This window comes from Paracraurococcus lichenis (assembly GCF_030657435.1).
GTDB lineage: Bacteria > Pseudomonadota > Alphaproteobacteria > Acetobacterales > Acetobacteraceae > Paracraurococcus > Paracraurococcus lichenis.
The window spans coordinates 1-22,675 of sequence record NZ_JAUTWS010000036.1 but is presented as its reverse complement, the minus strand read 5'-3'; the positions used below and the strand labels follow the sequence as shown (position 1 = coordinate 22,675).

17 protein-coding genes, 1 tRNA gene and 1 pseudogene are annotated in these 22,675 nt (G+C 70.8%); 12 read left to right on the top strand and 7 right to left on the bottom strand.

What is annotated here, in order from left to right; genetic code table 11:
- The first annotated feature begins 417 nt into the window (after nucleotides 1-417).
- Complete coding sequence (locus Q7A36_RS26260; RefSeq protein ID WP_305106731.1) at nucleotides 418-2,841, top strand: recombinase; 2,424 nt, start codon at nucleotides 418-420, stop codon at nucleotides 2,839-2,841.
- A gap of 63 nt (nucleotides 2,842-2,904) precedes the next feature.
- On the opposite strand, the gene Q7A36_RS26255 is transcribed toward Q7A36_RS26260, so the two are convergent.
- From Q7A36_RS26255 to Q7A36_RS26245, 3 genes are read right to left on the bottom strand one after another with little or no spacing between them, the layout of a single operon-like run.
- Nucleotides 2,905-5,163 (bottom strand): xanthine dehydrogenase family protein molybdopterin-binding subunit, encoded by a 2,259-nt coding sequence (locus Q7A36_RS26255; RefSeq protein ID WP_305106730.1) that lies wholly within the window; start codon nucleotides 5,161-5,163, stop codon nucleotides 2,905-2,907.
- Nucleotides 5,156-6,214 (bottom strand): FAD binding domain-containing protein, encoded by a 1,059-nt coding sequence (locus Q7A36_RS26250; protein ID WP_305106729.1) that lies wholly within the window; start codon nucleotides 6,212-6,214, stop codon nucleotides 5,156-5,158. Before Q7A36_RS26250 ends, Q7A36_RS26255 begins: the two co-directional genes overlap by 8 nt.
- Nucleotides 6,211-6,708, bottom strand: coding sequence for a (2Fe-2S)-binding protein (locus Q7A36_RS26245; RefSeq protein ID WP_305106728.1), 498 nt, complete (start codon nucleotides 6,706-6,708; stop codon nucleotides 6,211-6,213). The genes Q7A36_RS26250 and Q7A36_RS26245 overlap by 4 nt, the downstream gene beginning before the upstream one ends.
- A gap of 224 nt (nucleotides 6,709-6,932) precedes the next feature.
- Here Q7A36_RS26245 and Q7A36_RS26240 point away from each other — a divergent pair, with 224 nt between their 5' ends.
- On the top strand, nucleotides 6,933-7,574 hold the full coding sequence (locus Q7A36_RS26240) for a TetR/AcrR family transcriptional regulator (protein ID WP_305106727.1): 642 nt from the start codon (nucleotides 6,933-6,935) through the stop codon (nucleotides 7,572-7,574).
- A gap of 58 nt (nucleotides 7,575-7,632) precedes the next feature.
- Here the strand turns inward: Q7A36_RS26240 and Q7A36_RS26235 are convergent, their stop codons facing one another.
- The 3 genes from Q7A36_RS26235 to Q7A36_RS26225 form a co-directional block, all read right to left on the bottom strand.
- Nucleotides 7,633-10,800 carry an efflux RND transporter permease subunit gene (locus Q7A36_RS26235; RefSeq protein ID WP_305106767.1) on the bottom strand — a complete coding sequence of 1,056 codons (3,168 nt, stop codon included), beginning with the start codon at nucleotides 10,798-10,800 and terminating at the stop codon, nucleotides 7,633-7,635.
- Nucleotides 10,797-12,002, bottom strand: coding sequence for an efflux RND transporter periplasmic adaptor subunit (locus tag Q7A36_RS26230; protein ID WP_305106726.1), 1,206 nt, complete (start codon nucleotides 12,000-12,002; stop codon nucleotides 10,797-10,799). Before Q7A36_RS26230 ends, Q7A36_RS26235 begins: the two co-directional genes overlap by 4 nt.
- 481 nt (nucleotides 12,003-12,483) lie before the next feature.
- A complete protein-coding gene (locus tag Q7A36_RS26225) occupies nucleotides 12,484-13,155 on the bottom strand; it encodes a GntR family transcriptional regulator (protein ID WP_305106725.1) in 672 nt (223 codons plus the stop codon).
- Between the two features lie 317 nt (nucleotides 13,156-13,472).
- Between Q7A36_RS26225 and Q7A36_RS26220 the strand changes: the two genes are divergently transcribed.
- From Q7A36_RS26220 to Q7A36_RS26195, 6 genes are all read left to right on the top strand, one after another.
- Nucleotides 13,473-15,032 carry a hypothetical protein gene (locus Q7A36_RS26220; protein ID WP_305106724.1) on the top strand — a complete coding sequence of 520 codons (1,560 nt, stop codon included), beginning with the start codon at nucleotides 13,473-13,475 and terminating at the stop codon, nucleotides 15,030-15,032.
- A gap of 32 nt (nucleotides 15,033-15,064) precedes the next feature.
- Nucleotides 15,065-15,808 carry a TenA family transcriptional regulator gene (locus tag Q7A36_RS26215; protein ID WP_305106723.1) on the top strand — a complete coding sequence of 248 codons (744 nt, stop codon included), beginning with the start codon at nucleotides 15,065-15,067 and terminating at the stop codon, nucleotides 15,806-15,808.
- A gap of 54 nt (nucleotides 15,809-15,862) precedes the next feature.
- Nucleotides 15,863-16,189, top strand: a complete 327-nt coding sequence (locus Q7A36_RS26210) for a 2Fe-2S iron-sulfur cluster-binding protein (protein ID WP_305106722.1) — start codon at nucleotides 15,863-15,865, stop codon at nucleotides 16,187-16,189.
- Nucleotides 16,190-16,270: 81 nt separating this feature from the next.
- Nucleotides 16,271-16,582: a ferredoxin gene (locus tag Q7A36_RS26205; RefSeq protein WP_305106721.1), complete on the top strand. Its 312-nt coding sequence runs from the start codon at nucleotides 16,271-16,273 to the stop codon at nucleotides 16,580-16,582.
- Complete coding sequence (locus Q7A36_RS26200; RefSeq protein WP_305106720.1) at nucleotides 16,579-16,893, top strand: 2Fe-2S iron-sulfur cluster-binding protein; 315 nt, start codon at nucleotides 16,579-16,581, stop codon at nucleotides 16,891-16,893. The genes Q7A36_RS26205 and Q7A36_RS26200 overlap by 4 nt, the downstream gene beginning before the upstream one ends.
- Complete coding sequence (locus Q7A36_RS26195; protein ID WP_305106719.1) at nucleotides 16,890-17,369, top strand: GlcG/HbpS family heme-binding protein; 480 nt, start codon at nucleotides 16,890-16,892, stop codon at nucleotides 17,367-17,369. The genes Q7A36_RS26200 and Q7A36_RS26195 overlap by 4 nt, the downstream gene beginning before the upstream one ends.
- A 91-nt stretch (nucleotides 17,370-17,460) precedes the next feature.
- Here Q7A36_RS26195 and Q7A36_RS26190 read toward each other — a convergent pair.
- Nucleotides 17,461-18,707, bottom strand: a pseudogene (locus Q7A36_RS26190) (transposase); the annotation flags it as partial.
- 269 nt (nucleotides 18,708-18,976) lie between these two features.
- Here Q7A36_RS26190 and Q7A36_RS26185 point away from each other — a divergent pair.
- From Q7A36_RS26185 to Q7A36_RS26170, 4 genes are all read left to right on the top strand, one after another.
- Nucleotides 18,977-20,185, top strand: coding sequence for an ISAzo13 family transposase (locus Q7A36_RS26185; RefSeq protein WP_305106766.1), 1,209 nt, complete (start codon nucleotides 18,977-18,979; stop codon nucleotides 20,183-20,185).
- Nucleotides 20,186-20,293: 108 nt separating this feature from the next.
- Nucleotides 20,294-20,368, top strand: a tRNA-Gly gene (locus Q7A36_RS26180).
- A gap of 95 nt (nucleotides 20,369-20,463) precedes the next feature.
- Nucleotides 20,464-21,156 (top strand): hypothetical protein, encoded by a 693-nt coding sequence (locus tag Q7A36_RS26175; RefSeq protein WP_305106718.1) that lies wholly within the window; start codon nucleotides 20,464-20,466, stop codon nucleotides 21,154-21,156.
- 433 nt (nucleotides 21,157-21,589) lie between these two features.
- Nucleotides 21,590-22,675 (top strand): hypothetical protein (locus Q7A36_RS26170; RefSeq protein ID WP_305106717.1); only part of this gene is annotated, 1,086 nt, incomplete at its 3' end.

The following is a 22,675-nucleotide window of genomic DNA, read 5'->3' as shown; positions in this document are numbered from 1 at the left end:
ACGATCAGCCTGCGAAGGTTTTGGTCGATTGCCTGTAGGTCGCCGCCGCCCGAAGGGGCGCCGCAGGCGCAGGGGCGTGAGGACGCGCGGAGGCCGGAACGCATGGGCGTGGAGCCCTTGCGGTCGCGCTGCTCGCCGGCCCTGCCCCGGCATCCGCATCGGCGAGGTGGTCCGCCCGCTGGCGGCGGGGCAGGTGCAGGCTGCGTCTCCCGCGACGGTCAGTGGTGTCGCCGGCCCGCCCGGGCGCGGGTGTTGCCCCCTCCCCGCCGCGTTCGGCCCGGCACGCCCTGCGCTCTGCCTGGACCCGATCAGCCTTGCATCGGTTATCCTGGATATGGTGGGTGACAACCCGGGTCTACCACCATATATTGTGGTTATCGACTCGCCGCGGTGGTGCGGCGGCATGGAAGGTCAGCGATGGACGGTTCCCTCCCCGGCACGGATTGGGCGCTGCGTGCCAGGATCCCCGGTGCGAGCTTCGGCACGGCTCCCGTGCCGGCGCGCCCGCTGGACCCCGGCATGGGGCTGGCCGTCGCGCGCCGCACCGTCTTCCGGCCGGAGGATGCCGGGGATTTCGGCCGCGTCGCCGACCGGGTCGCGGCCGGCAACATGGCGCTGCTCGGCCCGGCCGCCGACCCGCTGGAGCAGGCGCGGCTGCGCAACGCCATCGCGACGGGTGCCCTCATCACCTCCGGCCGCCACCTGCAGCACGGCGATGCCGCGCAGCCCGGCCGGAACATGGAGGTCTTCACCAACTGCGCGACCGCCGCGGCCTCCTTCAGCCTGTTCTACCTGCTGCTGAACGGCAGCGGCGTCGGCCGCGCCTATGACGACGACCTGGCGGTGGTGGACTGGGGCCGGGCGCCGCGGCTGCTGCTGCGGCTCGACCCGGCGCATCCCGACTGGCCGCGCACGCGCGCCGAGCTGCACCGCTTCGGCGCCGAGTTCGGCCTGCTGCCCTGGGGCACCACGCTCGAGGCTTTTTCCGAGGCGCAGGAGGCCGAGGTGCGCGCCTGGATCGCGCGCGAGGTGGTAGCGGAAGATGCGCCGTTGCCGGCGGACACCATCCGCCACGAGATCGCCGACAGCCGGGAGGGCTGGGCGAAGGCGGTGGAGCTGCTGGAGAGCCTGGCCTTTGCCGGCGCCGCGGACCGCACGCTGCTGCTCGACCTCTCCGCCATCCGGCCGCGCGGCGCGCCGATCGGCGGCATGCAGGGCCGGCCGGCCTCCGGCCCGCTCTCCCTGCTGCGCGGGCTGGTGGCTGCGCGGCAGCACGTGATCGAGCCGGCGCGCCACCGCGCCCCGGACGACGAGGCGCTGGCCCCCTGGGAGCAGGCGCTGCTGGTGGACCATTACCTGTCTGTCGAGGTGCAGGTGGGCGGCGCCCGCCGCGCCGCACGCATGGCGACCAAGAACTGGCGCGACCCCGGCATCCTGCGCTTCATCCGCGCGAAGTCCGAAGGCGGGCTATGGACCGCCAACAACTCCGTCATGGTCGATGCCGCCTTCTGGGCGGGCGTGCGCGCGGCGCAGGCGGGCAGCGCGGACCCCGGGCATGCCCATGCACTGGCGGTCTTCGAGGAAGCGACGCGTTGCGCCTTCATCAATGGCGAGCCGGGCTTCATCAACGGCGATAAGCTGGAGGACATGCGCACCGGCGCGGCCCGCGCCAAGCCGGTGCACGGGGACGGTCGCGATGTCCGCTCGGCCCGCTACCAGGCGGACCATGCCGTGCCGCTGCTGGCCGAACTGGCGCGGCGCGTGCAGACGGCACGCTTCCCGGTAACGACCAATCCCTGCGGCGAGATCACGCTGCACGTCACCGGCGGCTACTGCGTCATCGCCGATGTCGCGCCGTTGCTGGCCTGCCCCGCGGACCTCGCCACGATCAACCCGGGCGAGGTGCCGGCGGAGGTCGCGGCGGCCTGGGATGCGCGCGTGGAGGACAGCCTCCGCCTCGGCGTCCGCTTCCTGATGCGCGCCAACCTGATGGACGCGCTCTACGGCGAGGAGGTGCGGCGCACCAACCGCATGGGGATCGGCCCCACCGGCCTGCACGAATGGGCCTGGATGCGCTTCGGCCTCGCCTTCGACGACCTGCTGGACGAGGATCGCGCGGCGCCCTTCTGGGCGATGCTCGACCGGCTCTCGGCGGCGGCGAAGGAGGAAGGCGTCGCCTATGCCGAGGCGCTTGGCCTCGCGGCGCCCGTCACCGTCACCACGGTGAAGCCCGCCGGCACGACCAGCAAGCTCTTCGGCCTGACCGAGGGCGCGCACCTGCCGGCGCGGCGGCAATACCTGCGCTGGGTGCAGTTCAAGGGCACGAAGGACGACGCCGGCGCCTGGACGCAGGACAGCGACCGGTTGCTGGCGGAATACGAGGCGCGCGGCTACCCCATCCGCACGCTGCGCAGCTTCCCCGGCATGTCCGTGGTGGGCTTCCCGACGCTGCCGCTGATCCAGCGCCTCGGCATCGGCGACCGGCTGGTCACGGCGCCGGAAGCCTCGCCGGAGGACCAGTATCGCTGGCTCTCGCTGCTCGAGCGGTACTGGATCGGCGCGGAGCGGGGCAACCAGGTCTCCTACACGCTGAAGGTCTTCACCGACCGGCACGACCTGGAGGCCTTCCGCGCCATGCTGCTGGAGCACCAGCCGCAGATCCGCTGCTGCGCCATCCTGCCGAGCCGGCCGGACCATGCGCTGGGCTACGAATACCTGCCGGAGGAGGAGGTGCCGGCCGGGCGCTTCGCCGCCCTCGTCGCGGCGGTGCGCGACCCGGCGCTGCACGAGGCGGTCGACCTCGCGCACCTGCAATGCGCGGGCGGGGTCTGCCCGATCTGACGCCGAAGGGCCCGCGCCGCCTGCGCAGCGCAGGCGGCGTCGTGCCGGTTTTGTCGCGGCGCGTCAGCCCGCGCCGTCGCCGAGCAGTTGCTCCAACGGGATCGGGAAGCGACGGACGCGCACGCCCGTCGCGTGCCACACGGCATTGGCGATCGCCCCTGCCGTGCCGGTGATGCCGATCTCGCCCACGCCCTTGATGCCGAGCGGGTTCACATGCGGGTCGTGCTCCTCGACCAGGATGGCCTCCAGCGAGGGCACGTCGGCATTCACCGGCACATGGTACTCCGCGAGGTTGGCGTTCATGATCCGGCCCGTGCGTGGATCCGTCACCGCCTGCTCGTGCAGGGCGAAGGACACCCCCCAGATCATGCCGCCGTAATACTGGCTGCGCACCAGCCGCGGGTTGACGATGGCGCCCGCGGCGAAGGCGCCGACCAGGCGCGTGGCCCGCACCTGGCCGAGTTCCGGGTCCACCGTCACCTCGGCGAAGACCGCGCCATGCGCATGCGTTGCGTAGTGCTCCTGCACCGCCGGGTCCATCGCGCCGGTGCCGCGGCCCTCGATCTCCTCGAGGCCGGCCCGCGCCATGATCTCGGCATAGCTCTCACCGCGGCTCTCGTCGTCGCGCCGCAGCAGCCTGCCGTTACGCGCGACCACGCCGGCATTGCCGGCGCCGAAGAGCGGCGAGCGCTCATCGGCCATGGCCAGCGCGGCGAGCTTCGCTATGGCATCGGCGCCTGCGCCGTGCAGCGCGACGCCTGCCGTCGCGGTGTGGGAGGAACCGCCGGCGATGCCTGCATCCGGCAGCCGGGAATCGCCGGCGCGGAACTCCACCTGCCCGAGATCGAGGCCGAGACCGTCGGCGGCGAGCTGGGCGAGCGCCGTCCAGGCGCCCTGGCCCATGTCCTGGGCGCCGAGCTCGGCCACCGCGGTGCCGTCGCGCCGCAGCACCGCCCGCGCCTGGCCCTGGAACATGATGGCGGGGAAGGTCGCGGTCCCGACGCCCCAGCCGACCAGCAGCCCGTTCGCGTCGCGCATCTGCCGCGGCTGCAGCGGTCGCCCGGCCCAGCCGAAGCGCGCCGCGCCCTGCGCGTAGCACTCGCGCAGCGCCTTGGAGGAGAAGGGCTTGCCGGAGATCGGCTCCACCTCGGCGTAGTTCCTCAGCCGGAATTCCAGCGGGTCCATGCCGCAGGCCGCGGCCATCTCGTCGATCGCGCCCTCCAGCGCGATGCTGCCGCTCGCCTCCCCGGGCGCGCGCATGAAGAGCGGCGTGCCCGTGTCCACCCGCACCGCATCGGTGGTGGTGGCAATCGCCGGCGCGGCATAGAGCGTGTGCGTGACATTGCCGGCCGGCTCGAGGAAGTCGTCGAAGCGGCTGGTCTGGGTGCGGACATGGTGGTGGATGGCGGTCAGGGCGCCGTCGCTCCCGGCGCCGAGGCGCAGCGTCTGCCGCGTCGGCGCGCGATGGCCGACCGGGCCGTACATCTGATCCCGCCGCAGGACGAGCTTGACCGGCCGCCCGACCAGCCGCGCGGCGAGGATGCCGAGCACCTGCGGCCCGGAGACGAGGCCCTTGGAGCCGAAGCCGCCGCCGAGGAAGGGGCTGCGGACATGCACGTTGTCCGGCGGCAGGCCGAAGAGCCCGGCGATGCGCTGCTGCGCCCAGGCCAGGCCCTGGCTCGGCGTATCGACCGTCAGGCGGTCGCCGTCCCAGGCCGCGACGATAGCGTGCGGCTCCATGGCGTTGTGGTACTGCGCCGGCGTCTCGTAGATCGCATCGAGCCGCCGCTCGGCGGCGGCCAGCCCGGCCTCGACATCGCCATGGCGCGCTTCGGCCGGGAAGCCGGGGCCGACCGTCTCCGGGATGAAGGCGTCGTCGCCGTCGAGCCCGAGCCGGACCGGCTCGGCCTCGGTGCGCGGCGCGAGCAGTCGCGCGCCCTCGGCCGCTGCCTCCAGGGTTTCCGCGATCACCACGGCGATGGGCTGCCCGGCATAGCGCACGCGGTCGTCCTGCAGCAGCTCCATGCGGAAGACGAAGGGGCCCGGCTTGTCGTCCGGGTGCTGCGCCAGCGGCGGGCGGTTGGCCGGTGTCATCACCTCGACGACGCCGGGATGCGCGCGGGCGGCGGCGAGGTCGAGCGCGACGACGCGGCCGCGCGCGATGCTGCTGACGGCCAGCACGGCATGCAGCATCCCGGGCGGGTGGTTGTCGGCGGCGTAGCGGGCCTGGCCCGTCACCTTCAGCCGCCCGTCGCGGCGGGTGATCGGCTGGCCCATGCTGGAGCCCCGCCGGACATGGACGGCGCCTGCGGTCTCAGCCATGGAGGGGAGCTCCGGGGATGGGGGCGAAGGGAGAGGCGGGCAGCGCCGGCAGCCGTTCCGGCGTGCCGGCAACGGCCAGCGCCAGGGCGCGCGCCAGGATCCGGCGCGCGAGCTCGATCTTGAAGGCATTGTCGCCGGAGGGCCTGGCCTCGGCGAGCGCTGCCTCGGCCGCGCGGCGGAAGGCCGCGGCCTCGGGCCGGGCGTCGGCGAGGATCGCCTCCGCCTCGCGTGCGCGCCAGGGCTTGGCCGCGACGCCGCCGAGGGCGAGCCGGGCCTCGGTGATGGCGCCGTCCTGCATCCGCAGGCAGGCCGCCGCCGAGACGACGGCGAAGGCATAGGAGGTGCGCTCGCGCAGCTTCACGTAGCGGGCATGCGCGGCGAAGCCCGCCGCCTCGGCCGGCAGGCGGAGCGCCACCACCAGCTCGCCCGGGGCGAGCACGCTCTCGCGCTCCGGCGTCGTGCCGGGCAGCAGATGGAAGGCGTCGAGCGGCACCTCGCGCCGGCCGGCCTGGCCCTCGATCTCCACCACGGCGCCGAGCGCGGCGAGCGGCACGCAGAAGTCGGAGGGGTGGGTGGCGATGCAGTGCTCGCTCCAGCCCAGCACGGCATGCAACCGGTTCTCGCCGCCGCGCGCGTCGCAGCCCGCGCCGGGATCGCGCCTGTTGCAGGCGCTGGCCGGGTCGTAGAAATAGGCGCAGCGCGTGCGCTGCAGCAGGTTGCCGCCGACCGTCGCGGCATTGCGGAGTTGGGCGGAGGCGCCGGAGAGCAGCGCCTCGGCCACCGCCGGGAAGCGGTGGCTGAACTCCGGGTGGCAGGCGAGGTCGCTGTTGCGCACCCGCGCGCCGATCCGCGCGCCGCCATCCGGCAGCATCTCGATGCCGTCGAGCCCGGGCAGGCGGCTGACATCGACCAGCCGCGCCGGCCGCACGACGCCGCCCTTCATCAGGTCGAGCAGGTTGGTCCCGGCCGCCAGATAGGCGCTGCCCGGCTGCGCCGCGGCGGCGACCGCCTCCGCCACCGAGGTCGGGCGGACATAGTCGAAGCGGTTCATGCGGCCTCCTTCCGGCCGGACTGGCCAAGGGTCTTCTGCGCCTCGAGCACCGCTTCGGTGATGCCGCGATAGGCACTGCAGCGGCAGAGATTGCCGCTCATGCCCTCGCGCACACGCTCCGGGTCGTCGCCGGCCTGGCCTTCCTGGATCAGGCCGAGCGCGCTCATGATCTGGCCGGGGGTGCAGAAGCCGCATTGCAGGGCGTCGTGCTCGAGGAAGGCGGCCTGCACGGGGTGCAGCGCCTCGCCCTCGGCCAGCCCCTCAATGGTCAGGACTTCGGCGCCGTCATGGCTGATGGCGAGCGCCAGGCAGGAGTTCACCCGGCGGCCGTCGAGGAGGACGGTGCAGGCGCCGCACTGGCCGCGGTCGCAGCCCTTTTTGGTGCCGGGCAGGTCCAGGCGCTCGCGCAGCAGGTCGAGCAGCGTGACCCGCGGGTCGTCGAGCTCGATGCGTCGTTGCACACCGTTGATGGTGAGGGTGATGGGCAGGCTCATGCGGGCCTCCACGGGGAGCGGGTTCGGTTCGGTGCGCCGGCGCGATAGACTGGCGGGCCGGCAGGTCGCGGGATCGGATTCTGCCGGGGCGCCGCGGGACCGCGGTGCCGGCACTGCGTTCAGGGCGAGGCGCCGGGACGGGGCGAACCCCCGTTCCGGCGCCACGGAGGGCAAAATATGGAGGGGGCCTCCGTTTACAAGGGGCGGAACGGCGGGCGGTGCGCGTGACGGCCTGTCCGGCGAAAGGAGCCCGGAAGCCGCGCGCGGATGCGGTCCGCAACCGTGAACGCGTGCTGGCGGCGGCGAAGCTGGTCTTCGGCCAGGGCGGCGAGGCGGCGAGCCTGGAGGCGGTGGCGCGTCAGGCCGGCGTCGGGATCGGCACGCTCTACCGGCATTTCCCGACCCGGGAGGCGCTGTTCGAGGCGGTCTACCGGCGTGAGGTGGAGCAGCTCGTCGACCTGGCCGAGGCGCTGCGGACCGAGGCATCCCCGGCAGAGGCCCTGCGGCGCTGGATGCGGGCCATCGTCGAGTTCGTCGCGACGAAGAAGGGCATGGTGGCGGCGCTCGCCATCGTCGTGAAGGGGTCGTCGGACCTCATGGCCTATTCGCAGGACCGGCTGACTCGCGCGGTGGAGGCACTGCTCCGGCGCGCCGCCGAGGCCGGCGAGATCCGCAGGGATATCGGGCCGGAGGACCTGCTGCGGACGGTGATCGGCCTCTGCTATGCCCAGGACCGCCCGGACTGGCAGGAGACCGTGCTGCGGCTCCTCGACGTCTTCATGGACGGCCTGCGCCGGCGGCCCGATGCGGACCAGCGGGAAGCGCAGGGCGGTCTATTCGCGCCCGCGGCCGGCCCGCGCCGCTGAGTTCTTGCGGCGGTGCCGCTCGCAGCGCGGCCGCTGGCGCCCGCGGCCTCCGCGTCGCTCACCGCGCCTGCCGCACCAGCTCCCGCAGGGCGGAGCGCCGCGGCCCCATGAGCTTGCGGATGGCGATGTAGAAGACCGGCGTGAAGAGCAGCCCGAACGCGGTCACACCGATCATGCCGAAGAACACCGCGGTGCCGACGGCGCGCCGCATCTCCGCCCCCGCGCCGCTGGCGATGACCAGCGGCAGCACGCCCAGGATGAAGGCGAGCGAGGTCATCAGGATGGCCCGCAGCCGCAGCCGGCAGGCCTCCACCACCGCCTCCAGCGCGCTCTGCCCCTCGTCCTCGCGCTGCTGGGCGAATTCGACGATGAGGATGGCATTCTTGGCGGCCAGCCCGACCAGCACCACGAAGCCGATCTGGGTCAGGATGTTCACCTCCTGCCCCAGCATCCGGACGCCGAGGGTGGAGGTGAGCAGGCACATCGGCACGATGAGGATGACGGCGAAGGGCAGGCTCCAGGAGCCGTACTGCGCCGCCAGCACGAGGTAGACGAATAGCACGCAGAGCGGGAAGACCAGCAGGCCGGCATTGCCGCTCTGCGTCTGCTCGAAGGAGAGGTCGGTCCATTCGAAGCTGATGCCGTCGGGCAGCAGGCGGCGTGCCATGCGCTCGATCGCCGCATGCGCGGCGGCCGAGCCGGTGCCGGGCCTGATGTCGCCCGCGACCTCGGCCGCGGGGTAGAGGTTGTAGCGCGGCACCCGCTGCGGCCCGACGACGTCGTGCAGCGCCATGACATTCGCCAGCGGCACCATCTCGCCCTCGGCGTTGCGGCTGAAGACCCGCGCGAGGTCGGTCGCCAGCCGGCGGAACTCCGGCGAGGCCTGCGCCACCACCCGCCAGTTGCGGCCATAGGCGGTGAAGTCGTTGACATAGGAGGAGCCGAGCAGCGTCTCGATGCTCTGGCTGAGCCGCGCGACGGGCACGCCGAGCATCTCGATGCGCGCGCGGTCCACGTCGACCGCGACCAGCGGCGCATCCACCCGGAAGGGCGTGTAGACCCCGGCCAGCCCCGGCACCTGCCCGAGCCCCCCGACCAGGTTCTCGGCGGCCGCGGCCAGCACCCCCGTGCCGCGCCCCGTGCGGTCCTCCAGCCGCATGGCGAAGCCGCCGCCGCTGCCGAGCCCGGGCACGGCCGGCGGTGGGATGACCAGCACCTCCGCCTCCTCCAGCCTCGCCAGCCGGCGCCGCAACTCGCGCAGGATGCGCGGCGCGGTCAGGCCCTGCGGCAGCCGCTCGCTCCAGGGCGCGAAGACCGGCGTCACGGTCCCCTGGTTGCCGCCCGCGGTGTTGGTGGCGCCTGAGACGCCGGCCAGGGCCGAGACGCTGGCGATGCCGGGCACCTCGCGGGCGATCGCGGCCGCCGCCTCCACCACCGCCGTCGTGCGGGCGAGCGAGGCGCCGCCGGGCAGCGTGATGGAGATGGTGGCGTAGCCCCGGTCCTGCGCCGGCAGGAAGCCCTGCGGCGCCGCCGCCAGCAGCCAGCCGGCGCCGAGGATCAGCAGGGCATAGAGGCCTAGCATGGGCAGGATGTGCCCGACGAGGCGCCGGGTCAGCGCCGCATAGGCCCGCGACAGCCGGTCGAAGCCGCGATTGAAGCGGGCGAAGAACCAGCGCAGCAGCCGCGCCGGGCCGTGCCTGCGCGGCGCCGGATGCGGCTCGTGCCGGCGGAGGATGAGCGTGGCGAGCGCCGGGCTGAGCGTGAGCGAGCAGAAGCAGGACAGCGCCGTGGCGACGGCTATCGTGATGGCGAATTGCCGGAAGAAGCGGCCGGTGATGCCCTCGAGGAAGGCGGTCGGGACGAAGACGGCGCAGAGCACGAGGGCGATCGAGATCAGCGCCCCGCCGACCTCCAGCATGGTGGCCGTGGCGGCGCGCTGCACCACCGGGTCGCCGCGCAGGTGGCGGTCCACGTTCTCGACCACCACGATGGCGTCGTCGACGACGATGCCCACCGCCAGCACTAGGCCGAACAGCGTCAGCACGTTCAGGGTGAAGCCGAAGGCGATCATCACGCCGAAGGTGCCGATCAGCGAGACCGGGATGGCGAGGATCGGGATCATCGCCGCGCGCCAGTTCTGCAGGAAGAGCAGGACCACGCAGACCACCAGGAACACCGCCTCGCCGATCGTCATGACCAGCTCGCGCACGCTCTCGGCGACGAAGCGCGTGGGATCGTAGGCGATCTCCGCCCGGATCCCGGGCGGGAAGCGCTCGGTGATCGCGGCCAGCCGCTCGCGGATCTCCTCGGCCGTGGCGAGCGCATTGGAGCCGGGGCGCTGCGTCACCGCGAGCGCGACCGCAGGCCGCCCCTGCAGCGTACTCGCGGTGGTGTAGGAGGCCGCGCCGAGCTCCACCCGGCCGACATCGCGCAGGCGCAGCAGCCGGCCATCGGCGCCGGTGCGGATGACGATACGCTCGAACTCCGCCGGATCGGCGAGGCGGCCGCGGAAGGTCAGGTTGGGCTGGAAGGCCTGGTCGGCGACCGGCGGCTCGGCGATCTGGCCGCCCGCGACCTCGGCATTCTGTGCCTGGATGGCGGCGACCACGTCCTCGGCGATGACGCCATTGGCCACCATGCGGCCGGGGTCGAGCCAGACGCGCATGGCGTAGTCGCGCGCGCCCTGCATGTCGATGTCGCCGATGCCATCGATCCGCAGCAGCTCGTCGCGCACCTGCCGCAGGGCGAAGTTCGAGACATAGAGCTGGTCGTAGCTGTTGTCCGGCGAGGTGACGAAGATCACCATCAGCCGGTCGGTCGCCAGCTTGCGGGTGGTCACGCCCCAGCGCCGCACCTCCTCCGGCAGGCGCGGCAGCGCGGCGGCGACCGCGCCCTGCACCAGGATCTGCGCGCGGTCGGGATCGGTGCCCAGGCGGAAGGTCACCGTCAGGCTCATCCGCCCATCGGCGGTGGACTGGGAGGACATGTAGAGCATGCCCTCGGTGCCGTTCACCTCCTGCTCGATCGGCGTGGCCACCGTATCGGCGACCACCTGGGCGGAGGCGCCGGGATAGCTGGTGGCGACGACGACCGTCGGCGGCACGACGTCCGGGTATTCGGAGATCGGCAGCGCCAGCATGGACAGGCCGCCGACGATCAGCAGCACCAGCGAGAGGACGCAGGCGAGGACCGGCTGGCGGACCGAGAGGACGCCGAGATTGCTCAGGGCCGTGCCTCCGACACGGTCCGGCCGCCGGACTCGACGGGGCGTCGGGGGCTGACGGCCTGGCCGGCCCGCGCCCGCATCAGGCCATTGACCACGATCTCCTCGTCGCCGCGCAGCCCGTCCCGGATCACCCGCATGTCGCCATGCAGGGGGCCGAGCGCGACCTGCCGGGCTTCCAGCGTGTCGCCGGGACCGAGGACGTAGAGCACGCGCCGCGACTGGTCCGTCGCGACAGCCGCATCGGGCACCAGCAGGGCCTGGTAGGGCTGGCTCGCCACCAGGCGGACGCGCGCGAAGATGCCCGGCACGAAGAGGTCGCGCGGATTCTCGAAGCGCGCCCGCAGGCGGATCGTGCCGGTGCCCGGATCCGCCTCGTTGTCGACGAAGACGACGCGGCCGTGATGCGGGAAGGCGGTCTCGTCGGCGAGCGCGAGCTGCACCGGGTTCGCCGCGTCGCGCGAGGAGGGGCGGCCGCCGCTCTCGGCCAGGCGGACATAGCGCAGCGCCGCGGCCTGATCGATGTCGAAGACGACGTCGATGGGGTCCATGGTGACGATGGTGGCCAGAAGCGTCGCGGTGCTGGCCTCGCCGCCCGAGACCAGGTTGCCCGGGCTGACCAGGTGGCGGCCGATGCGGCCGGTGACGGGGGCGCGGATGCGGGTGAATTCGAGGTCGAGCCGGGCCCGCTGCAGCGTCGCCTCGCCCTGCGCGACCTGCGCCCGGGCCGCTTCCAGGGCCTGGTTGCGCTGCTCGAGATTGGCCTCCGAGGCGGCGCGGTACTGCAACAGGTTCTTCGCCCGGTCGAATTCTCGCTCCGCCAGGGTGACCTGCGACCGCAGCCCGACCAGGCGCGCCTCGGCTTCCGCGACGGCGGCCTCGAAGGGGCGGGGGTCGATGCGGAAGAGCATGTCGCCGCGGCGCACCACCTGCCCGTCGGCGAAGGCGATGGCGTCGAGGTAGCCGCTGACCCTGGCGCGGAGCTCGATGCGCTCGGTGCTGACGAAGCGGCCGGTGAACTCGTCCCAGTCGGTGATCTCCTGGCGCACCGGCGGCATGACGGTCACCTGCGGCGGCGCCATCGGGGAGGCATCCTCCTCATGGCTGTCGCAGCCGGCGCAGATCAGCGCCAGGCTCAGGGCCGATACGGCAAGACGGCGGGCGAGGTGCATGCGGGCCCGTGCTGTGCAGGCTGGTCCCGCCATGGCGGCATCCGCAGGGACGGGTGGGCCGGGACGCGCTCGGGGACTGGCATGCGGCATCGCACCTCCGGCAGCTTCGGGCAGAGATCCCGGTCGGGACAACGGGTCCGCATTGCCGGCGGCAGGGTAACGTCGGTTCACATGAGCTTTAGTACATGATTCTCTCGGAGGCTGTCTCGCCACATCTCCATCAGCCGAGACGGGCAGAGGCGCTCATGCGCGGAGCCCCCGGTTCCAAGTGATGCACGGGCTCGGGCGCACCGCGACCAGGTCAACCTCTTCGCCAGCGCCGCCAAGCCTGCCAAGGGTTTCATCCCCCGGCGGGCCGGCCATTCCGGCGGGCAACCGATACTGTGGGCGGAACTCGTCGGGGTGGATCGCCCCAGCGGGCTGCCGGCCTCATACCATATCGGCTTCAGTTACTCCGCGTCGGTTCGGTGGCCGGCGCCTTCCCTGGCGCCGGCTCTGCCGGTCGGGCGGGCGCTCAGCCGCCCGAGGCTTTCGGCGCGCGTGCCGCGCGGCGGACGTGGCGGGCGGCGAGCAGTGCGGCCAGTTCCTCGTCGCCTTCCGCCACGGCCTGCAGGATCAGCGCGTGCTCCTGCCAGTCGGGCCCGGCGCGCTCGGGGCTGTTGCGGCGGAAGACCAGCTCGGTCCGCTCGCGCAGCGGGCGCATCAGCTCCTGCAGCACGCGGTTGGCGCCGGCCTCGGCCAGCAGCGCGTGGTAGTCGGCATTCAGCGCCGCCAGATCCTCCGGCGCCGCCCCGGAGGAGAGCGCGGCGCCGTGGGCCAGCAGCGCCTCGATACGGGGGACCTTGAAGGGCGCGGGGTTGCGGGCGGCGAGGCGGGCGTTCAGCCCCTCGAGCACCGCGCGCACCTCGATCAGCTCCGCCGCCAGGTCCTGCGACAGCGCGGCGACCTGCACACCGCGGCCGCCCGGGGCGTTCTCCGCCGGCACGGCCAGCCCCTCGACGACCAGTTGCTTGATGGCCTCGCGGATCGGCACGCGGGACATGCCGAGCTCGACCGAAAGGCGCTCCTCCACCAGGCGTTCGCCGGGGGCGAGGCGGCCGGCGAGGATGTCCTCCCGCAGCCGCTGCAGCGCCTGCTGGCTGAGCGGCAGGCGGGGCGGCGGTTCGGCCTCCGCCGGGCGGGGCAAGGGTTGCGGTCGGCTCATCCGGTTCGGGTCGGGTCCTGCGCGGGGCCACCATTATGCCTCGGATCGGCCAGCGCCGTATACGGCAAACTCCACAAATTAGGCGACATCTGCCATTGTGCGGCGCAATATGCTTGGTCCTGCCCGCAGCGCGGGCAAATTCCGCCATGAACCATGCAGTTTTTGCGTGTTTGGACCTTCCAGACCCGCAGCAGACTGTTGACAGGGAAACCTCCCGTATACGACGATCCAGCATCCGCCGCCGGGGCGGACCGCCAGGGCGCCGGTGCAGGGCGGCCAGGACATGGGGTGCCGACCGCATGGATGTCCCGCTCACCGCCACCCACGCCGTCTACCTGCTGGGCGTCGCGGCCATCGTGCTGTCCATGGCGCTGCGGGCGAATGTCGTCGTGCCCGCCATCATCGCCACCTTTGCCGTCGCGGCGACCTATACGGGCAGCCTGATCGGCGCGACGATCTCGGTCTTCAACGGCTCCCTCGTCGCGGCGAAGGAACTGTTCAGCATCTTCCTGGTCATCGCGCTGATGACCTCGCTGCTCAACGCGCTGCGGGCGCTGGGCGCCGACCAGCAGATGGTGCAGCCCTTCCGCCGCGTCATGACCAACGGCCATGTCGCCTTCGCGACCGTTGCCGGCATCACCTACCTGATCTCGCTCTTCTTCTGGCCGACGCCGGCGGTGCCGCTGGTGGCCGCCACGCTGCTGCCGGCGGCCATCGTCGCCGGCCTGCCGCCGGTGGGGGCGGCGATTGCCATCGCGGTGGCGGGCCAGGGCATGGCGCTCTCCTCCGACTACGTGATCCGCGTCGCGCCGGGCATCAGCGCCCGCGCCGCCGGGCTGCCGGAGGCCGCGGGGATGGTCGCCGACAAGGCGCTGGTCCTCTCCCTGGTGACGGGCGCGGTCGCGCTCGGCCTCGGCTATCTCGCCATCCGCGGCCGCATCGCCGCGCCGTCGCAGCGGCACCTGGACCGCTGGCAGGCCGGCGCGAGCATGGCCGAGAGCCTGGCGGAGCAGCGCGAGCAGGTGGCGCCCAATATCGGCTCCTTCGACAAGTCGGTCATGGCGCTGCAGGCGGCGGAAGGCGTCGATGCGGCCTCTGGCCAGCCGGCGCTCGCGGGCGGCGGGACGCTGGCTGCGGCGGCCGAGGCCAGGCCGCGCTGGCGCAACATCATGGCCATCGCCACGCCCGTGGTGTTCGGCCTGCTGATCCTGTTCATGCTGGCGCCGAAGGTCATCCCCGGCCTCCCCGAGCTGAAGGGCGGCGACGCCGCGGCGCTGGTGGGCGGCACGGCGGCGCTGATGATGCTAGCGGCGACCTTCGCCGCCGATGGCGCCCGGGCGATGCATACCGCGGCCGACCACATCATCGACGGCCTCGTCTTCTCCTTCCGCGCCATGGGCACGGTGCTGCCGATCGCGGGCTTCTTCTTCCTCGGCGCGGGCGAGTTCTCCGGCGCGATCCTCGGCCTTGCCAAGGGCGCCGCGGCGCCGGACCTGCTGTTCGAGGTCATCCGCGCCTTCGACCACCTGATCCCGCAGAACCCGACGGTCGTCGCCTTCGCGGTGCTGCTGGTCGGCATGATCACCGGCATCGACGGGTCGGGCTTCGCCGGCCTGCCGCTGACCGGGGCGCTGTCCGGCGCGCTCGGCCCCGTCGCCGGCATCCACCCGACCACGCTGGCCGCGGTCGGCCAAATGGGCGCCGTCTGGACCGGCGGCGGCACGCTGATCGCCTGGTCCTCCCTGATCGCCGTCGCCGGCTTCGCCCGCGTGCCGGTGCTCGACCTCGCGCGCACCCTGTTCCTGCCGGTCTGCGCGGGGCTGATCCTGTCCACCCTGCTGGCCGTGGTGCTGTTCTAGGCACCCGATCCAGCGCCAAAGGAGAGAACGCCATGCCCGAGTTGATGAACCAGGACGAGTTCCGCACCGCGCTCGAGAACGCCATCAAGGGCAAGTCCGCCAACAAGTCGCCCTTCAGCATCGCCTGGGCGACCGGCAAGCTGTCCCGCGCGCATCTGGCCCGCTGGGCGGAGAACCACTACCACTATGTCGGGCCCTTCGCCGACTACCTCGGCTATGTCTATGGCCGCATGCCGGCCAAGTACCAGGAGGCGAAGGACTTCCTGCTCGCCAACATGTACGAGGAGGAGATCGGCGGCGACCGCCACACCGACCTGCTGATCCGCTTCGCCGAGGCCTGCGGCACCACCCGCGCGCGCGTCGAGGACGAGGACAACATGTCCGCGACCACCCGCGCCCTGCAGTCCTGGTGCTATGCGGTGGCGATGCGGGAGGACCCGATCGTCGCCGTCGCCGGCCTGGTGGTGGGCCTGGAGAGCCAGGTGCCCAGCATCTACCGCCGCCAGACTCCGACCCTGCGGGAGAAGTACGGCTTCACCGACGAGGAGGTCGAGTTCTTCGACCTGCACATCGTCTCGGACGAGATCCATGGCGAGCGTGGCTACCAGATCGTGCTGGAGCACGCGAACACGGTGGAGCTGCAGCAGCGCTGCCTGAAGATCTGTGAGATCGGGGCGGAGATGCGGCTGCTCTACACCACCGCGCTCTACCGCGACTATGTCGAGAAGGAGCTGCCGCTCTCGGCGCTCGGCCTCGACATGCCGCTCGCCGCCTGAGGCTGCACCGCGCGGGGCGCCACTTTGCGTCCCGCGCCCTTTCCAGGGTAGCGCATGCCGATCGTCACTTTCCGCAAGGGCGACGAGGCCTTCTCCGAGGAGATGGCCGACAACACCAACCTGGTCGTCCGCGCGGGCATCAAGAAATTCCCCTGGCCGCACCTGAAATACGGCTGCGGCATGGGCAAGTGCGGCAAGTGCACCTGCCAGGTGCTGGCGGGCGCAGAGGCGCTGCCGGAGCCGAACTGGAAGGAGCAGAAGGTGCTGGGGGAGGAGCGGCTCGGCCAGGGCCAGCGGCTCGCCTGCCAGCTCTGGCTGCACCACGACATCACGCTGACCCAGGATGGCGTGACGCCACCCCCGCCTGCGCCGCGATCGTGACCGCGGCTTTCGTTCGATCGCGCGAGTCGCGTCCTCGGCCGTCCCGGCCCCGGACGATCGCGCCCAGGGACCTGACCCGCCATGTATGTCATCCTGACCAGCAAGCCCGGCCAGTTCCGCACCGAGATCGTGGACGGGGTCCGGCCGATCGAGGCCTATGACTACCTCTTCGGCGAGAGGCCGAAGGCCCGCTTCGTCATCGCCGAGCTCGAGCGCGCGACGAAGATCCGCGTTATCGACGAGGTCGAGCCGCCGGTGCTGAACCTGGTGCCGACCAAGTTCCTGCCGAGCTACGAGAGCCTGGAGCAGGCGCGGCAGGAGCTGGAGCACCTGACCGCCTTCGGCAGCGTGCGCGCCGCGCTGCGGCCCGTGCCGGTTCCGGCCACCGCATGATCACCGTCACCTTCCTCTCCAACGAGGGCAAGGCGGTGCAGGCGCCGGAGAACAGCAACCTGCTCCGCGTCTCCCTGCGCGAGAAGGGCGGCATTCCCTTCAAGTGCGGCGGCGGCATCTGCGGCACCTGCCGGTGCCGGATCGAGCAGGGGATCGAGAACACCGATGCCATCAAGCCGAAGGAACGCAAGCACCTGACCGAGGCGCAATTCGCGGAGGGTTGGCGGATGGCCTGCCAGACCTTCGTCACTGGCGATGTCAGCGTGTCCTGGCCCCCGCCGCCGGCGGGCGTGAAGAAGAGCGAGACATGAAGCAGGTCTTCAAGCTGGAACTGGCCGAGGCGTGGGCGATGGTCGCCGCCGCCATCGCCAAGGCGGACGCCATCAAGGTGCCGGAGACGGTCTGCGTCTGCGACGAGGGGGGCTACCCCCTGGTGCTGGAGCGCATGGACGGCGCCCGGGTGACGGGGCCGCAGATCGCCTGGAACAAGGCCTTCACCGCGGCCTGCCACAAGCGCTCCACCCACCTCTTCAACACGCCGCCGAACGGCCCGGCCCTGCCGGGGAACGAAGCCTTCGGCATCCAGTGGAGCTTCGAGGGGAAGTTTGCCGTCTTCGTCGGCGGCTTCCCGATCGTGGTGGACGGGGCCGTGGTGGGCGGCATCGGGCTGTCGGGCGGCAATGGCGAGCAGGACATCGCCTGCGGCTTGGCGGGGCTGGAGGCGCTGCGCGCCCTGCTGGCCCCGGCCGGGCACCAGGTGGTGGTGGAGGCGGATATCAAGCGCTAGGAGCGCGTCCACGTAACCGGATTTCGGACTGATGGTGCTGAGGGCGGAGCGGCGCTCTTTGCGTGCGCGCCACCGCCGCGCGTCGGACAGCGGCTGCCCTGGCGAGCTTGGTGAGGGTGTGAGTGGTGCAGACCGGCGCCCATTCGTGTTTCACCTTCTCGAGGCCGCGGAGCAGGAACTGCCGGAACCCATGTGCTCCCTTGATCTGTCCGAAAGCGGGTTCGACAATCTGCTTGCGTAATCGGTTGCGGCTGCGTCGGCCTGCGCGTCTGAGGCGCTGCCGCATGGCCGAGACCAATGGACCTCGGCGTCGGTCCTCGCCGCCGTCGGGGCGCTTCGCGCGGCCGGTGGCGATGTAGCCGCGGATCCCGCGCCCTGCGAGGTCGGCCAGGTTGGCTTCGGAGCAGGAGCCGCTGCCGGCGGTGGCCGCATTGAGCAGCGGTCGCAAGGCGTCCTGGTTGGCGGCGTTGTTGGTCAGGTGGTGCGCCACGATGACCTGCGCCTTGGCATCCACCGCGGCCTGGGCGTTGCAGGCCTGCACGAAGCCGCGCGGCCCTTCATGATCCGGCTATCGGGATCGGTGAGGTTGCGTTGGGCGCTGGGCTTCGGCACGCCGGGCGGGTGCTTCGGCTTGCAGCCCCGACGCCCGCGCGGCGTGCCGTCGGCCTTTGTGCCTGGGTCCGGACTGGCAGCCTCGGCGGCCCGCGCCTCGGCCTTGAGTTCCGCCTTGGCCGCCCGAATCCGCTCCAGGCGCCGCTGCTTATCGCGCCTCCAGCCGGCATCTCGTCGCCGCGCCGGTTATCCCCGAGGGCGGCGTCCTCGGCCTGCGCCAGCCAGCCCTCGACCTCGGCCGGGGCCCATTCGGCTGTAGCTCATGGCCTTGGCTTGGAGGCACTCGCCCGCAGCTTGCTGCCGTCCACCGCGACATGTCCAGCCTGGCCAGGCCAGTGCGCCGGCACACAGCGAGCACCTGCATGAAGAGATCGGCCAATGCCGCGAGATGGCGGCGGCGGAATTCGATGATGGTGCGGAAGTCCGGCTGGTTCAGCGCCGCCACCGCCTGGAAGTCGAGACGCCCTTCGCAGGCCCGTACGATCCGCCGCGACACGTAGACGCCACGACTGTAGCGGTAAAGCAGCAGCGCTACCATCATCGCTGGATGGTACAGTGGGTAGCCCTTCGGTGCCGTGTAGGCGGCAAGAATGGCGGAGAGATCAATCCCCTCCGCCACGATTCGCAGACCAGATGCGCGGGAGGCCCCGCAGGCACGAACTCCTGCACCGAGGGCGGCAGCAGCCGGGCCTCGTCCACCATCCAGGGACGAAAACTCTTCGTCATGCCGCCAAGCGAATCACCGCACGCCCGACCTGTCGAGCCTCTTCACCAGTTACTTGGGCAGGCTCCTAAGCAAACCCCTCGGGGTTTGCGCTGCAACAAAACCCTAAGCAGACTTTCGCGGGTTGGGCCGTACGAAGTGTGGCCCAACCCGCGAAAGTCTGCTTAGGATCTGACGCGGAATAACTGAATCAGGTTTGATAGCCGATTACGGGATACGGGCGCAGGTCGACCGACCCGATGCTGGTGGGGTAGCGTAGCCTACCGACGTGATCGATGTGGATGACATTCGGGCGCGGTATCGGCTGGCTGTCCCGTTTCTGGACGAGCGAGGACGCCGGCTGTTTGCGGCGAATGAAGCCTTGGCGGTCGGTTATGGCGGCGTGGCCGCGGTTTCCCTGGCGACCGGCATAGCCCGCAGCACGATCCGGCGGGCGATCGTGGAACTGCAAGGCGGCTCCAATCCGATCGGGCAGAGGGTCCGTCGGTGGGGAGGAGGACGCAAGCGAACGGTTGTCCTGCAGCCGAACCTGCCGGCCGCCCTGGAGGCGCTGATCGAGGACGCCATCCGCGGTGACCCAGAGACGCCGTTGCGCTGGGTCAGCCGCAGCCAGCGCCAAATTGTCCGGGCGCTGGCCGAGCGTGGCTTCGAGGTCAGCCAGAAGCTGGTCGGTCTGCTGCTGCGCGAGCAGGGCTACAGTTGTCAGGCCAACCGCAAGACCCGCGAGGGGACGAACCACCCCGACCGCGACGCCCAGTTCACCCACATCAACACGGTCGTGCAGGCGGCGATGGCGGCAGGCGAGCCGGCCATCTCGGTGGATACCAAGAAGAAGGAGCTGATCGGCGACTTCAAGAACCCAGGCCGCGAACTGCGGCCCAAGGGCCAACCCGAGCCAGTGCGGGTGCACGACTTCGAACTGCTAGACCTGGGCAAGGTCGCGCTTTATGGCGTCTACGACCTCGCCGCCAATGCCGGCTGGGTCAGCGTCGGGGTGGATGCCGACACCGCGGCCTTCGCGGTCGAGAGCATCCGGCGCTGGTGGCATCAGTTGGGCCAAGCCCGCTACCCCGAAGCCAAGCGCCTGGTCATCACCGCCGATTGCGGTGGCAGTAATGGCGTCCGCGTACGGCTGTGGAAGCGCGAGTTGCAGCGCTTCGCCAACGAGACCGGCCTGGCCGTCACCGTGGCACACCTGCCGCCCGGGACCAGCAAGTGGGACCGCGTCGAGCACCGCCTCTTTGCCTACATCTCACAGAACTGGCGCGGCAAGCCGCTGGTCAGCCATCAGGTCATCGTCCAGCTGATCGGCGCCACCACCACGCAGACCGGCCTGACGGTGCGCTGTGAGCTCGACGCGAACCGCTACCCCAAGGGCATCAAGGTCACTGATGCCGAGATGGCCGCGCTCACCATCGAGCGTGACCCGTTCCACGGCGAGTGGAACTACACCATCTCACCCAACCAGCAGCCGCCCTGAAGCAGTTATTTCGCCGCAGACACTTAGCCGGAACGGGGCGGTTTTTTCGGGCGGGACGCTTGCAAAGCCTGCGGCCGCTGTTAAAACCCCCTCCACCGGCAACGGGGTGCGGGCGTAGCTCAGGGGTAGAGCACAACCTTGCCAAGGTTGGGGTCGAGGGTTCGAATCCCTTCGCCCGCTCCAGTCGGTTTCTCTGGAATTCCAAGGTATTAAGGCTGCCCTCTCGGGGTGGCCTTCTTCGTTTTGAGCCACCACTGCACGGATTTTGCACGGGCGGCATGCGGAAGGTCCAGAACCTCGGGGATCACCGGAACAAAGGGCGCTGCGTCCACTGTGGTGCCGCCCAAGAGACAGTGGACCATAATCCTTCCCGCGTTTTCCTCGACACCCCCCTACCGCCAGACATCCCGGCAAGCCCAGCCTGCACCAGCTGCAACAATGGGTTCAGCGCCGACGAGGCATACACGGCCTGCCTCATCGAATGCGCGGCCACCGTCAGTTGTGAACCTGACGGCGTCGAGCGGCCGAAAATCGCCGCGCTCCTCCGCCGTGACCCAGCGCTCAGGGCCCTCATGTCCGCCGCTCGGCGCGACGGACCAGAAGGCCCTCTCTGGCAGTTCGACCAGGAGCGGATTTCCAGGATTATCGTGAAGCTCGCCAGAGGCCACGCGGCGTTCGAAATGAACGAACCTCAGACCCAGGAACCCGCCAGAGTCACCTTCGTTCCGCTGGTCTCGCTCACGGAGGAGCAGCTGGCTTCCTTCGAAGACGACCTGCCGGAGATGGGCTTCTATCCCGAGATAGCTAGCCGGGCCTTCAACCGGATAGGGGTGGCCGACGGCAAAATAGTCTTTCCGGGATGGCTGACGGTACAGGAGGGCCGGTATCGCTATGCGGTTCGGCAGGCACCGGGCATGTGGGTCCGCATGGTCATCCGGGAGTACTTGGCTTGCGAGGTCATCTGGGGCTGACGCCCCCTCCCGACGGCGCCAAGCAGAATGCCTGATACCGGCAACGGTTGAGAGTGCTGGAATGCTGGCCGCGGACATGACGCAGCCGCGGGAGATCATACTTTTCCTTCGACGGGCCATGCCCAAGTTGGCACCTGCAGGCAGAGGGTTCAGGCCCAGCAAGGACATCTACTCCGCGTCAGCACAAGGTGTGGTGGTCCACTTCTGGCCAGCACCGCGAACTCGATGCTGCGGGCATTCACGGACCCTACCGCCAATGCAAATCCGGCCCATGACCGAGAGGACACTTAGGTCACCCACGCGGATAGCATTTGGGCGGAAAACAGCGGACGACCGAGCAGCTCGCAGGGAGGCTGTTGTCGTGGCCCTCGACGCGGGTGCAGGCCAAAGAGGCGCGACAGGCGTGCATAACACTAAGGAGCCGCACGGCCCGATGATCCAGAACGGAGAGTTCGTCCTGCTCAAGGAAACGAAACTCATTGCGGCGGCATTCAAGGATTGGCACGAGGCGCTTCGCGGTGGGCCGGAGCTGCCCACGTCGGGGATGAGCTGGTGGATCGATGAGCTTGGCTTCGGGGTGAGCCTGCAGTGGAGCAAGACGAACAAGAAGGATGCACCCGCCCTCCATGTCCCCGGCGCCAAGCTAACGACGACAAGGAATACTCGTTCCAAGGACTTCGTCGTGGAGATCAATCCGGGAAGTCGACCAGGCAATGGGCATGTTCCGAGCGCAGTCGCAGTTGGACCCGACGGGAAGTTGTGGCTCCTCCGGCAGGCCTGGCTGCAAGGAAAGAGGCGGGCGAACGGATCCGAGCCCAGGATCGAGACCGATGAGTTCCTGGCGCGGACGGGCTTCACGCCAGTCCCGGTCAAGGTAGCGGAAGGGCCAGTAGATCGCACGTGGTGCATCGTTTGCCCCCTGGAGAGAGGCCAGGAGGAGATGAGGAACGCCACGCGGGCCTACGTTTTCTGGGCGGCCGTTGCCCGCAACACTGGCTCAGATCCAGCGGATGCCGGGTCGCACACTGAGCAGCCCTTTTTTCCTTCCGCATCGCTCCCGTCTGGAGGGCTGTTCACATACCCAGGGCATGAGGGCGGCGTTGGTCGCAGGTTGGAGGATGAGGTTCTTGCAGCCCTGGCGGAGCGGGTTTCACCTTCTGGTACGGTCCGCATGTGGGCGCGGCCGAGGACTGTGGACAACTACACAGTGGACCTGGAGATCAAGTCTGCCGACCCGAAGCTGCTCGTCGAGGTGAAGTCCGACAACTCGGCCGCACATGTGCAGCAAGGTGTCGGACAACTGGTCCTCTACCCCCTCCTGCTTCCGCATCTGAAGGCGCACCGAAGGGTTCTGCTGCTTCCGGGACCGACGACGCCCTCCTTGGAAAAGGCGATTGCCGAGGCTGGCATCCTCCGGACCTGTTACCGCTGGACCGGAGGGGAGCCTGGAGCGGGACGGGTTGAGTTCGATGGCGAACTGTTGGGCCTGTTCGGCGAGGCGCCGCCTGAGGTCGACGCC